10 protein-coding genes are annotated in these 13623 nt (G+C 42.1%); 5 read left to right on the top strand and 5 right to left on the bottom strand.

All coding sequences use genetic code 11. The annotated features are described in order from the left end of the window. Nucleotides 1-163 precede the first annotated feature (163 nt). Nucleotides 164-1768 (top strand): glycoside hydrolase family 16 protein, encoded by a 1605-nt coding sequence (locus L4C39_RS02800; RefSeq protein WP_429744278.1) that lies wholly within the window; start codon nucleotides 164-166, stop codon nucleotides 1766-1768. 94 nt (nucleotides 1769-1862) lie between these two features. Here the strand turns inward: L4C39_RS02800 and L4C39_RS02795 are convergent, their stop codons facing one another. Then, nucleotides 1863-2765, bottom strand: a complete 903-nt coding sequence (locus L4C39_RS02795; protein ID WP_429744276.1) for a MalM family protein — start codon at nucleotides 2763-2765, stop codon at nucleotides 1863-1865. A gap of 796 nt (nucleotides 2766-3561) precedes the next feature. Between L4C39_RS02795 and L4C39_RS02790 the strand changes: the two genes are divergently transcribed. Both L4C39_RS02790 and L4C39_RS02785 read left to right on the top strand, forming a co-directional pair. Beyond that, nucleotides 3562-4857 carry a carbohydrate porin gene (locus L4C39_RS02790; RefSeq protein ID WP_429744274.1) on the top strand — a complete coding sequence of 432 codons (1296 nt, stop codon included), beginning with the start codon at nucleotides 3562-3564 and terminating at the stop codon, nucleotides 4855-4857. A gap of 386 nt (nucleotides 4858-5243) precedes the next feature. Beyond that, on the top strand, nucleotides 5244-7817 hold the full coding sequence (locus L4C39_RS02785; protein ID WP_429744272.1) for a glycoside hydrolase family 3 protein: 2574 nt from the start codon (nucleotides 5244-5246) through the stop codon (nucleotides 7815-7817). Nucleotides 7818-7908: 91 nt separating this feature from the next. On the opposite strand, the gene L4C39_RS02780 is transcribed toward L4C39_RS02785, so the two are convergent. Beyond that, a complete protein-coding gene (locus L4C39_RS02780) occupies nucleotides 7909-8706 on the bottom strand; it encodes a Cof-type HAD-IIB family hydrolase (RefSeq protein ID WP_429744270.1) in 798 nt (265 codons plus the stop codon). 288 nt (nucleotides 8707-8994) lie between these two features. On the opposite strand from L4C39_RS02780, the gene yghU reads away from it, so the two are divergent. Beyond that, nucleotides 8995-9852: a glutathione-dependent disulfide-bond oxidoreductase gene (gene yghU, locus L4C39_RS02775; RefSeq protein ID WP_429744268.1), complete on the top strand. Its 858-nt coding sequence runs from the start codon at nucleotides 8995-8997 to the stop codon at nucleotides 9850-9852. Between the two features lie 186 nt (nucleotides 9853-10038). Here yghU and L4C39_RS02770 read toward each other — a convergent pair whose 3' ends face one another. Further along, complete coding sequence (locus L4C39_RS02770; protein ID WP_113797101.1) at nucleotides 10039-10710, bottom strand: type 1 glutamine amidotransferase domain-containing protein; 672 nt, start codon at nucleotides 10708-10710, stop codon at nucleotides 10039-10041. A 111-nt stretch (nucleotides 10711-10821) separates the two neighbouring features. On the opposite strand from L4C39_RS02770, the gene L4C39_RS02765 reads away from it, so the two are divergent. Then, complete coding sequence (locus L4C39_RS02765; RefSeq protein WP_429744265.1) at nucleotides 10822-11700, top strand: LysR family transcriptional regulator; 879 nt, start codon at nucleotides 10822-10824, stop codon at nucleotides 11698-11700. Here the strand turns inward: L4C39_RS02765 and L4C39_RS02760 are convergent. Further along, nucleotides 11693-12532, bottom strand: coding sequence for a helix-turn-helix domain-containing protein (locus L4C39_RS02760; RefSeq protein WP_429744263.1), 840 nt, complete (start codon nucleotides 12530-12532; stop codon nucleotides 11693-11695). The two genes, L4C39_RS02765 and L4C39_RS02760, sit on opposite strands and share 8 nt — an antisense overlap. 104 nt (nucleotides 12533-12636) lie before the next feature. Further along, the gene (locus L4C39_RS02755) at nucleotides 12637-13458 is read right to left on the bottom strand and encodes a GNAT family N-acetyltransferase (RefSeq protein ID WP_429744261.1); all 822 of its coding nucleotides are present in this window, start codon (nucleotides 13456-13458) and stop codon (nucleotides 12637-12639) included. Nucleotides 13459-13623 lie beyond the last annotated feature (165 nt).

Below are 13623 nucleotides of genomic sequence, written 5' to 3'. Positions count from 1 at the left end.
AACATGTTTATATAAGCTTAACTACCTTTACTCAAGGGCTGTAGGTTCATATCTTGCCCTTACATGGATTTTCACAATTAGATTTTCTGAAATATAAGATAGCGCTTTCTTTTGTGGTTTATAGATAAAAGAGCGCTAAAGAGAATAATAACAAGGAGTTGTAATGCGATATTTACCCAATCAATCCACCGCTTTTCTAAGTTCCATTGCCACATTAGTGTTGCTTTCAGGTTGTGCTAGTACCGACGATGCTGTGGATGGAAATACCGATCTTGTCCAAACTCAAAAGCCCGTCAGTTTAGTTGAAATGCCTGTTGTACCAAGCAGTGATTGGCAATTAGTTTGGCAGGATGAGTTTGAAGGTGACACGATCAATAGACGAAACTGGTCATTAGAAGAAAATTGTTGGGGTGGGGGCAACAACGAGCAGCAGTGTTACACCAAAAGAGCTGATAACGCATTCGTACAAGATGGATTCCTTCATATTGTAGCTAAAAAACAGAGTTTTACTGGGCCTGATAACCCGGAAGGTAAAGCGGGTGGGGCGACCAAAACCCTCCCTTATACCTCGGCAAGGTTACGCACACTGAATAAACGAGACAGTAAATATGGTCGTTTTGAAATAAGAGCGAAGCTGCCATCTGGTCAAGGAACATGGCCTGCGATTTGGATGCTACCCACAGAAAATAAATATGGCACTTGGGCCGCATCTGGTGAAATCGATATCATGGAAGCGGTGAACTTAAAAACGCAGTCTGATGCACCAGGAGCAAAATCGGGTGATTTAGAAAACCGCGTTTATGGCAGTTTGCACTACGGAAAAAAATGGCCAGACAATGTGTATAGCGGTCAAGGAGCATCGTTACCTAATGGGATTAACCCTGCCGATGATTTCCATACTTATGCTATAGAGTGGGAAGAGGGAGAGATTCGGTGGTATGTCGATAATATTCATTACGCCACTCAAACCCAAGAAGGTTGGTACAGTCAATATGAGGCAGAAGAGGGCGTACTCTCCAATGCAAAAGGTGCCGCTCCGTTCGATGAGAAATTCCATTTATTACTTAACCTAGCAGTAGGTGGCTCGTGGTCAGCTAATGCAAACAGCAAAGGTATTGAGCCGGATTCATTTCCAAAAACCATGCTTGTTGATTCTGTAAAAGTATATCGTTGTAAAAATGACCGTTGGAAAGGGAAAGGTTGTGCAGGTCGTTCTGATCAAGCTGCACTCGTGAAAGGCCATCAAGCGCCTGAAATTTTAGCAATGGATGATAGTTACGCTGATGGTCCTGTGCTAAATATTTTTACAGATAGCTTAAATAGCAGCTTAGCTTACGCAAGTTATGATCCTCTTGATATTGTCGAGCACCAAGAAGTAGAAGAGGCCGATAGAGGGACTGTACTTGAGATCACTAAGAAAAATGGTGGTGGTAATGTCTATTTCCGCTCGCCAGTAACGGATGTTACACACTGGAAAGCAACAGGCGTTTTAGTCTTTGATTTGAAAGTCGAAAACATGGGAGAAGGTACTGAGCTACTGGTTAAAATGGACAGTGGCTGGCCGAAAACGAGTGATGTCACCGTGCCATTACCCGCTGTTGGCCAATGGGGTGAAGTGCGTATTGCTATAGCCGATATTCTAGATAGTGACAATCGTTTTGCTGGTGGTAATCAAGCCGATCCTGCTGCTATTAGCAACTTATTGGTGCTAGAGCCACAAGGTGCGATGACGTTTAAGCTGGATAATATTCGTTTAGAAAAACCGTAAAGCATAGGTTGAAACGTTTAGATTAACGAATAAAAAATGCCGCGAAAAGCGGCATTTTTTATGATTATTAATGGACTGAATTTTGTCTGGTTTCTTAGTTATCGGCCTCTTCATACTGCTTCATTGCTTGAATGAAAGTTGCTCTCACACCCGAAATGGCTAGTCGTTCAGACTCTTCAACATAAGCAAGGGCCGTTGAGAAGTTTCCTGATTTCACCGCGTTTTCCACGAGTTCAGTATAAACATTCTCCTCACTTTCTGCGGTTTGATGGGGTGTCGCTAAGGCGTCTTTCTTCGTGACGGTGTCATTTATTCGTTCTTCTCTTAACTCTTCAGACGCAGGGGTAGCAAGCGCTTCGAAGTTGAAAGTAAAATAAACATTGCCAATGGCTGAGTGCGGAATTGAGTAATCGGTGTTGTGCGCGATATTGGCTTGTATATCTCCTGAACGCATTGCCATATCACTTGGTTCACCAACTGGAGACTCAGTCTCTATTGCTTCTTTTGTTGTAAACACCACTAAGTAAGCGGGTGATTTTCCATTTTTGTAACGCTGATTTAATTCAATGTCTCCTGTGTATCGAGCACTGTTTAATAGACCTTGCGCTTGATAGTGAATTGATTGTTCGTCAATGACATCTAAAGGTTGGTATTGATCGTCAAGAACGAGTATTGAAGGCACAAAAGCTGAGGTCGTTATATTGGAATGAACAGAAAAAGAGATAGGGGTAAGCGATGCAGGCAACTGAATACCTTCGACAAATGAACGACCAGATTTGAACACCACTTTAGGACTCGTGAGTGCGATGCTGAGTCGATGTTCACCATTTCGCGTGACGGGTTGGTAATGAATGGTATTTAATTGAGAGCAGCAATGATCATCACTTTTTAGTTCTTCTACACCGGGAGCGGTGACGTAAAAGCGCGCAGGTGAATTTGTGGTTGTTGTACAAGCTGAAAGCGCAAGTATTGCTGGTACTATGATTACATTTTTCATGAGTCCTCACGTTTATTGTCGCAACTGTATGTCGTTATTAATAGATAATATAAGAAAGCGCTTTCAATTTAAGTGACGAAAGGCTAATTATGATTAACTTATCTATAGTGGCTCTGGTTTGCTCTACTCCAGTGATTAGGAGTTGATGTAAAATCTAAACGTAGCCTAGTCGTGTCCATCATTTTTACGGATTATGAGTGGTTCTCCTGTGTTTTAGAGTTGTTTACTCAGCTTTTTGTATTGTAATGTTAATGTTGGTATGGCGTTGTATATTGGGTGGGTAAAAAAGAATATTAAATAATTACCTTTTATAACAGTAATTTAATTTATTTATCGTTGATAGAATTAAATTTTCCTGTGTATAAAAGTCGATAGTTAAGGAGTTAGATAGTAAAAGATAGTCAGTGGTTCTTATGGTCAGCCTTCCACTTATTCAGTGAGTCTTTAAATTCGAGGTAAGCGAGTTTAAAGCATTTTTATAGAGAATATGTCCTTTTAAGTTTCACAACACAAGTGAATAACAAGGTAAATACCGACTTGATTTTATAGTTAAAGTTTAAAATGTGACTCATAACCATGAAAGCGCTTTCTTTGGTGTGAAGGATCACAGTTTTCTATCCTTTGATCGATTTATACTTCGTTTGTACTAATTAAACAGCCAATACCAACAATTTTAGTAAGTGCAGGGCAGTGAAAACTTCTTTCCTCACTTTTAGCTAATCAGAGAGATTGGTTTTTTTATAAATATAAAAGAAAGCGCTTTCTTTTGAAGGCAAAATTTGGACATGGAGTTAATATGAAACTTTCTAAGCTTACCCTTGCTTGTTTGGTCGCAACAGCCGGTTTATCTGCTGCCCCTGCTGTTTATGCTGAAAAATCAGATGGATTTGAATTTCACGGTTATTTCCGTGCAGGTGTTCTTTACAGCAAAAATGATGATTACAAACGTGCAAAATTCCCTGCATCAAAAGAGCGTCTAGGTCGCTTAGGTCTTGAATCAGATAGTCACTTTGAGCTTGCGTTACAAAAAAACTTTGAAAATGATGATGGACAAAAAATTCGCATTAAAACTCGTGTAGGTGCTGATAATACGCAATCGGGTGGCAACAACCAATTGGGTGCAAATGCTGATGCGGCAAACAGCAGCATTGGTATGGTAGAGACTTTTGCAGAATTCGATGGTGTGACAGACACTGGCACTTTATGGGGTGGTAAACGTTTTTACGGTAAAGACAACTACATCTTTATGACTGACTTTTTCTATACTGATATGTCTGGTACAGGTGTAGGTATTGAAGGTATTGAACTTGGCGGCAATAAGTGGGATTTCGCTTATATCGCAAGTGATAACGCCGATGATACGTCATTCTGGGGTGATTCAAACAATATCATGCACTCTGTTCATGTCGGCGTAGATTTTGACGGCGTAGAATTACATGCCATGGGTAAATATTTACCAGATAACTACGTTGATAATGGTGGCACCGCAACAAAATACGCGAGTAACGGTTTTGAAATGACGGCTATCGTGCATTCAGATTCAGTATTTGGCTTATCAGATAAGGGTTTCACTAAATATATTGCGCAAGCTGGTCAAGGTTTAGGTTCAGGTCAACTGCTTGGTGGTACGTTAACAACGTACAACGCCTACAAACCAGGCAATGGCGCATTAGAAAGCCCGAGCAACATGAAGAAAGTTGAAAGTGGTGATGTATCAGCCCGTGCACTTGTATGGGGTGGCTACTTCTTCGAAAATGGTGTGAGTATCTTCCACTCGATTCAAGGTCAATATAACGACATGGATAATGGCGGCAAAGATAGTTGGGCATCAGCGATGATCCGTCCTTCATTCCCTGTCGCTAAGAACTTCTTTATTGCGACTGAAGCGGGTTACCAATACAACAAGTGGGAAGATTCAAACGGTGTTGGTGATGATCAAACTAACTACAAGTTAACGATTGCACCAACGGTTATCGTTCCTACAGGGATGGGACCTGCTCCAGAGATTCGTTTCTTAGCCACTTACCTAGACGGTTCGGATCGTGATAAGGCTGACCTACTGGTTGGTATTCAAACAGATATGTGGTGGTAATCACCATTTTAGTTAGGTAATGGGAGAGATTGCCTTTAAGCATGCCTGTCGGGGGCGATGGCATGCTTAGCCAAACATGTAAATCGGACGACTTATAAGTTTGGTATTCTAATTTGCAATAGGTAAGCATTTAACAGTGCCGTGGCATAAGGCTTATTTATATTGCAGTGAGATTTAAAGAGATACAATTTATTTAGCCTGTCTAGCTTCAGGTTAAAGCCGACAAAGTCTCTTGAGATACTCATAAGCCGCTTCAGTTGAAGCGGCTTTTTTGTTCGCATTTTGTACCGTTACATTTGGTATTGCTACATTATGAATTTCTGTTTTATTAATACTCTTTGTCTAACCTGTTTCGGTATTTGAAGAGCATTGAATCTGAGGTTTTTATGACGACAACGTTTTGCACTCCCTATTATGCTCAGTGGCCTAAAATACAATCAGCGATTAAAGTCGACAACACAATCGAGCAAGCTGTACGCAATATTGTTGAACAGATGACTCTGGAAGAAAAAATAGGTCAAATGATCCAACCGGAGCTGCGTGATATTACCCCTCAAGAGGTAGAGCTATACAAAATTGGATCCATTCTTAATGGTGGTGGATCTTGGCCAAATGGTAATAAGCGAGCCATGGCGAAAGAGTGGATCAGTTCAGCTGATGGCTATTGGCATGCAGCGGAAACTGCATTTGAGAATAGACCATTTCGTATTCCATTTATGTGGGCGACGGATGCTGTCCATGGCCACAATAACGCTTTTTGCTCAACCGTCTTCCCGCATAACATTGGCTTAGGCTGCGCTAGAGATACAGAACTAATTTATAGGATTGGACGAATTACTGCGTTAGAAATTGCCGCAACAGGATTGGACTGGACCTTTGCTCCTACTGTGGCGACGCCAAGAGATTTACGTTGGGGGAGGGTATACGAGGGGTATTCGGAAGATCCGGAAGTTGTTTTTGCCTATGCTGGTGAAATGGTAAAAGGGTTGCAAGGAAATGCCGACGAGTTGAAAGATGAATATCACGTTATATCGAATGTGAAGCATTGGCTTGGTGATGGTGGAACGGCAACTGGCGTAGATCGTGGAGTGAATAATTACAGTGAAGATTTGATGCGTAATATCCATGCTATGGGCTACTTTAGCGGATTAGACGCAGGGGCTCAGGTGGTGATGTCATCGTTTAATAGTTGGGCTGATCCGAGTAATTATGATCACTCTCCAGACACTGAGGGCAATTACAATAATAAAATTCACGGTAGTAAGTATTTACTAACGGGTGTGCTTAAGCAGGCAATGGGATTTGATGGGTTAATCGTTACAGATTGGCATGGCCACGCAGAAGTGAGCAAATGCTCAGATGGTAATGCGAGTTACGCGATTAATGCGGGTAACGATATTTTGATGATCCCAACGCGTAAACACTGGCAAGCCGTGTATCACAGAACCCGAAAAGATGTGCTTAACGGAACCATCGATATTAGTCGAATCAACGATGCGGTGACGCGTATTTTAAGAGTGAAAATGCGTGCTGGATTATGGGGTAAACCGTGTCCTTCAGCAAGAAAGTTGGCTGGGGAACAGCATATTTTAGGTGCTCCGCAACACCGTGAAGTGGCGCGAGAAGCTGTCCGAAAATCATTAGTATTACTTAAAAATAATAATCGCATTTTGCCATTAAAGCGTGATCAACAGATTATTCTAACAGGCAGTGCCGCGAATGATTTACAAAAGCAGTCTGGTGGTTGGAACTTAACCTGGCAAGGAGATGAAAACGGCTTAGATGATTTTCCAGGTGCTACGACAGTAAAAATGGCATTGGAGGCGGAGTTAGGTGCAGAACAGATTTGTTATGACCCAGATCTCAACACACAGTGGCAGGAGGGTGATATCGCTATAGTGGCTTTCGGTGAAGATCCTTATGCTGAAATGATGGGTGACATTAAAGCGTGGCAAACCTTAGAGTTTCGAACCTTAAAGCGCAGTTACGCGGCAGATTGTGAAAAAATAAAGCAACTTCATCAGCAAGGCGTAAAGGTTATCTCGTTATTCTTTAGTGGTCGCCCGCTTTATGTGAATCAAGAAATTGCCCTCTCTGAGTCTTTCATTGCCGCCTTCTTACCAGGAAGTGAAGGTAAAGGTATCACCGATGTTTTGGTTGAAAACAAGCAAGGTGAACCGCAATTTGATTTTACTGGACGACTATCATTTAGTTGGCCGAACAAGAAGCGAAGCACGTCGGTGCATCGTCTTCCTACTCATATCCCTAATTACCAATTACCAGAGTTTGAACAAGATCCACAAGGAGAGCATGCCCCCCTTTTCGAATATGGCTACGGACTAAACTATCGTGATACACCGCAAGTACGAGATCTTGATAACCTTGATATAGAAGAGGAGTCTGCTCAGCGCCAGCAGTATGCGACACTGCCTATTCATCTCTACGGGGTGAATGCGACCATTGGTGATTATCAGTTGAAGGTCGCGGATTCGGCTCACTGGACAGGGGTTGATGTGTCGAGAAATAACAGCTTGTCACTCTGCGAGATCAGAACAAAACCTTACAATTACCAGCAGCAACAGGACGCGGTAGAATTGCAGTGTTGTGGGGAAGGGTTAAGCGTTGTTTATGTTCAAACAAGCGATGGACAGGTGATGGATTACAGCCAATACCAAGCGGGGACACTTCAGTTTGAATTAAAAGTGAGCGGTAAAGCGACAAAGCCCGTTTACATTGGCGTCCAAAAACCAGCGTTTGCCAGCCAATTACATGATCATACCAAGTTTGATATCAGCCATTTCTGCTCTGAGATTCGAGATGAGTTTGTAACCGTTTCAATTCCTTGTGAATTTTTCCATAAGAATGGTGTTCCGATAGCGCATTTAGATACGCCATTTGTTCTTTTCTCTGAAGGGGCACTCTCTATTGTTCTCGCTAATATCTGTTGGAACCCTAGTTAAGAGCGGTAGGTGAGATTAGACGATCACCATATAGTGAATAGTAAGAGCCGCTAGATTGCCGATCTAGCGACTTTTAAATTCAGATTTTCTGTTATTTCAACAATGCGCTGAGAACTTGAAACACACCTGCTTCACGGTTACTTGGCGCGCTGAATCGGGCGTGTTTTTTTACGCCTTCATGTGCATTTTCCATCGCATAGGAGTGGTAACTTGCTTGCAGCATTTCAACATCGTTGAAGTAGTCGCCAAAGCTCATCGTCTCTTCATAACTAAAACCTAACTCGTTTTGTAGGTGTTTAATTGCAGCGCCTTTTGATGCTGCTGAATTCATCACATCCAGCCAAATTTTTGCACTGATCACGACTTGTTGGCTGTCACCAAACTTCTCGTTGATCAGAGGGTGAACGTGTTCGGCAGAACCATCAAAATGACAAATTGCCACTTTAACAAATTCATCTTCGATAGTTAGAAGGTCATCAACGATTTCACAGCGATGGTAATACTTACAGATTTCAGCGCGCGCTTTTGAGTCTTGTGTTTCAATATAAGCGGACTTCTTACCACAAAGTACAATGTGGGCACCTTCAACGAGTCGAGCTTGTTTGAGGATCTCGTGAATGATCTCTTTCTCGATGGTGCAGCTATAAAGTTCCTTACCCTGATGCATCACTAATGTGCCATTTTCAGCAATAAACATCATGCGATCTTTCAGTGGTGCGAACGTTTCCATTAGGCTGTAATACTGACGACCAGATGCCGCCGCAAAGATAATATTATTTTGCTCTAATTGCTGATAAAGCGGGAAAAAGTCCGGATTTAATTGGCTATTTTCATCAAGTAAAGTGCCGTCCATATCGGCAGCAATGAATTTAATCGTAGTCTGTGGCATTGAGATTCTCATAAAGCTAAATTTGGTTGGCAATTGATGTCGATGGAGGAATTTAAAAACATTCGATCTCTCGTCTATAGTTGAACTAATGATATAGGCGAGCATATTGCTAAAGTGCGCGTATCTTAGCGTTTGTCGCTGTAATTTTCACCATAAATAGCTCACTTATATCTCGTGAGTCCATTTAATAACCAAAGATTCTAACTAAAAATAAGAGCTAACCTTTTAACTTAAAAACCTGACCCAATATCTTGGTATGTCAGCTTCAAAATAGAAAAGGAAAATAGAATGGCTAATGAATACACACCACCTAAAATCTGGGTAAATGATTCAAGTGGCGGTAATAAATGGGCGAACATAAACAGCCCAGTATCAGGTGCAAGGCATGATCAAGATTTACCTGTAGGGAAGCATGCTTTGCAGCTTTACTCTCTTGGTACACCTAATGGTCAAAAAGTTACGATTCTATTAGAAGAGTTGTTAGCACTCGGAATTACTGAGGCGGAATACGATGCCTATCTGATCAATATTGGCGAAGGTGATCAGTTTTCATCTGGCTTTGTGGATGTTAATCCAAACTCAAAAATTCCAGCACTACTGGATAAATCAGGCGATGAAGACGTTAATGTATTTGAATCTGCATCTATCCTTGTTCATCTGGCTGAGAAGTTTGGCCATTTCTTGCCAAAAGAGGGCTGTGCGAGAACCCAAGTGTTTAATTGGTTGTTTTGGGTTCAAGGTTCAGCCCCGCTATTAGGCGGTGGTTTTGGTCATTTTTATTCTTACGCCGATGAAAAGTTAGAGTACCCAATCAATCGTTTTTCAATGGAAGTGAAGCGTCAATTAGATGTGTTAGACAAACAACTGGCTAAAACTACTTATGTTGCGGGTGAAGAGTACAGTATTGCTGATATGGGCATTTGGCCGTGGTATGGCAACTTGGTATTGGGCAATATTTATGATGCGGCTGAGTTCTTACAAGTAGACTCTTATACTAACGTTGTTCGTTGGGCGAAAATGCTTGAGAAGAGAGAAGGCGTACAGCGCGGACGTACCATTAATCGCTCTTGGGGCGAAGAGTGGGAGCAAGTGCCAGAGCGTAATAGTGCTGAAGATATAGATAAAGTACTAGCCCTACGCCCTTAAACTGGCGGCTAATAAAAGGGTGATGAAAAGATGTGCTACCGAATCGGAAGCACATCTTCACTTTTAAGCACTGTGGCAAAGGAAACTAAAATCATTAAAGCCAAATGTTCGCCAGTGACTTCACCAACTTAACACTCCCCGCCTTATTTCTTATCGGATGTTTTTAAAACTGCATCGACAATATGTTTAAGATAGTGCGGTGACTAACGCTTTACCAACACCATGAGCACTAGTTGGGTTTTGGCCCGTAATTACTCTGTCATCAACGATCACTAGCTCATGCCAAGGTTGCACTTTACTGAAGCGAACCGCTTTACGAGAGAGTGACTCTTCAAGCAGGAATGGGATGTCATCAATCGTACCAAAATCGATCTCTTCTTCACGTGTGAATCCCGTTACCGATTTAGAAGCAAGTAGGCTGTCACCATTACTCAATGTAATTGGAAGTAATGCAGCTGGGCCATGACATACAGCAGCGATAATGCCACCATTCTCGTAATGTTTCGCTGCCAGTTGAGCAAAACTCACATTCGTTGAAAGGTCAGATAGCAGCCCAAAACCACCAGGGTAGAAAACAGCGTCATAGTCATCAATATTGATTTGCGATACTGGAATGCTGTTATTGATTCGATTCTGGAAATCATCATCCGATAATACATTGCTGTTTATCTGATCGCCTTCGATATCAGTACCGTAGAGTGGCGCTTTTCCACCTTCAATTGATGCGATATCGTATTCAAAGCCAGCAGCGGTCAGCTCGTGAATGACGTGAGTGATCTCAGGTGAATAAGTACCGTTAGCTTGGTCTGTTTCGCCTAGAGTGGCATGGTTCGTTACTGGAATTAGAATCTTTTTCATTATGGCTTCCTTGAATGCTTTGAGTTCGAAAAAGATATTAATTCAAAACCGTTTGGCTGATAATACCGATAATTGGCAAAATATTATTGCTATATAGCAAAGATGAATAGAATGAACAATTTTGATGGGATTATTGAATTCGTCGCGGTGGCTGAAAGTCATGGCTTTTCAGCGGCTGCAAAACAGCTAGGTTGCAGTACCAGTCACGTTAGCCGACAAGTGTCTCGGTTAGAAGAAAGGCTCGGAACCGTTTTACTCGCTCGCTCAACTCGGTTAGTGAATTTAACCGAAGCGGGTCAATTGTATTACCAACAATGCCGGGAACTGGTCACCGGGCTACAACAAGCGAATGAAGGCTTAAACTCACAGCAAGTGACGTTAAGTGGTACTTTGCGTGTCAGCGCTGCGGGTGCATTTGCAGAAGATCATGTCGCCCCTGCTTTAATGGAGTTTGCTAAGTCGTATCCAGAGCTCACCATCGAAATGGATTTTAATTCTCGCATGGTTAACTTCATTGAAGATGGTATTGATTTCGCTATTCGTTATGGTGCCCTAAAAGATTCAGGTTTAGTTGCCAGAAAGCTGGTGGATCGCCCGATGGCTGCGGTCGCGAGTCAAGAATATCTCACTCGTTATGGTGAACCCACTCACCCTAGCCAACTGAAACAACATAGCTGCATTATTGCCAATAACGATCACTGGCTTTTTGAAAACGATGGCAACACTATTAACATGCGTGTCCATGGTCGCTGGAAAAGTAATAACTCTAACGCAGTGGTCTCTGCTTGTGAGCGAGGGCTAGGAATTGCGTATATGCCGAAAAGCAGCCTAGCGAAAGGGTTGGAGTCAGGTTCGCTTGTTCCAATACTTCAAGACTTTTGGGGCAAAGGAAGCAGCAGTTGGATCGTATATCAAAATCAACGTTTGCTTCCAGTGCGTGCTCGCTTGGCAATAGATTACTTGATTAATCATTTCCGACAGATTACGTAGATCGAACACCGCCATAAACATCAATAGTTAAACTACGATCTTTTTCGTAGGTTTTAGGCGTTAAGCCAATTTGTTTCTTTAAGTAGCGGATGAGGTGGGGTTGGTCGCTGAAACCAAACCGAAATGCAATCTCGACCCAATCGATATCATCTGAATCGCGTTGGTAAAGATACTCCAGCATCGCCTCAAGCTTATTCATTGACTGACACTGTTTTAGCGTTAAACCTGTCACCCTGTTGAAGCTTCTTTCTAATGTACGTTGTGAGCAGTATAACTGGTTACCCAATTCAGAAATTGATCCTGAGTCCAGCGCTTTAAGGGCTTTACGTGTAATCTGGCTATGTTGATCCTCATGGCTGTTCAAAGCGAGTGGCAAAAACAGATTATCCAATTTTTTACAACACAGATCTGGATTACTTCGTGCCATTTCAATCAGTTGAACACTACTCTCACATAGCTCCGTAAACAATGTGCTTAGCTGAATTTCTTCTGCGTTATCAAGTGTTTGATGTTGAATTAAGAATAGTTTCAATGAATAGAGAGCCCCAACATGAAATTTGACGCCAAGGTGGACAAAAGGTTTTGAGTGATCGAGTTGAAGTGTCTGATGATGGGGATATAACAAGTGGCTCCCTTTACCATTAGCCGTTCCAGGGTTCATATCGTAGTGGTAGGTCTGTTTGGCTGGAGAAATGACCAGGTGAGCAGACGGATCAGGGTTTAATTTCGGGTAGTCAAAACTCTTGGCATCAGGACGCTTTTCAATGAACCAATAACACTCAATGTATTTGGCAACTTCGGTTATTTTTGAAGGCTTTAGCCAGTGGATCATAATACTCTCAATCAGTTCGCGGCATCTACTCTCACTATATGCCAGGTTAGCGTTTTCACAAATAAGCCCTTTCCAAATTGAGGGAGGGCTTATCCATTAACTGCCTATTGATGGTTAAATTCTATCTGGATAATACGGTTTAAAGGAACGAGTCCCGCTCGTTGAATCGCCTTTTGAGCGCCCAAATTGCTACTTTCAGTTGAGCAGATCGGAATTAAACCACGTTCATTGGCTAAGTTTACTAAACGGCCTAGCACGCGAGTGGCAATCCCCTGACCTCGTTCTAACTCAGCTACAATCATCCCCAAGTCAGCATATTGAGTCTGGTGTTCATCAAATAGACGACATTCTCCCGTTGCTAATAACCGACCATCCTTCCAATATCCCCAAAGCTCTTCTCGTGTGATTAGATTACTGAAGTACTCAGACAACCATTGCGCAGGAGCACCAATATTACTAACGGCAAATTCAACGAACTCAGATAGTTGATCCTGACTTGCAAGAGTTAACTCTAAACCTGTTGATCCTTCAGAAACCAATGGCGCAACTTGCTGATACATTAGCGCATTTACTTTAAATGAAGATGAGTTATCTAAGCAAAGCGATAAATAGTGAGGTTCGGCGGTACTCACAAATGCACCTTTAATGGAACCGACCACTGCGCTGTTTTGCTCTGCAATCAAAGTAAACAGTTCTCTGGCCTGAGTGTGGGCTGCTTGTGACAAATAGAACTGCAACATATAGCCATCACCATTAATGCAGCAGAACCCAACTAACGTATCGCCTTCATAAAAGCCGAAATGAGAGGACATAGGGACAAAGCCAAAGTGCCACATACCATCAAGTGGCGATGTCGACTGTTCAAAATACTGTTTTTTTAGTTCGTTAATTGCTTCTAATGTTTCGAGTGGTTTGATTTCTAACATGACTATTTTTCCTGACTATAGAGGTAGCGTTATTACGAAGGAAGGGGTTACTTTGAGGATACGTCCCACTTTCTATGTCGAGAATAGTAGGTGATGAGTGCTATGAAAGATTGAACAAAAACGACAGTTACCAGTAGAAATTAGAATTCCAAACCTTATTTTTAA

The organism is Vibrio clamense (assembly GCF_050337905.1).
GTDB classification, from domain to species: Bacteria; Pseudomonadota; Gammaproteobacteria; order Enterobacterales; family Vibrionaceae; genus Vibrio; species Vibrio cortegadensis.
The sequence above is the reverse complement of the archived record's forward strand: the minus strand, read 5'-3'. Positions and strand labels throughout refer to the sequence as shown.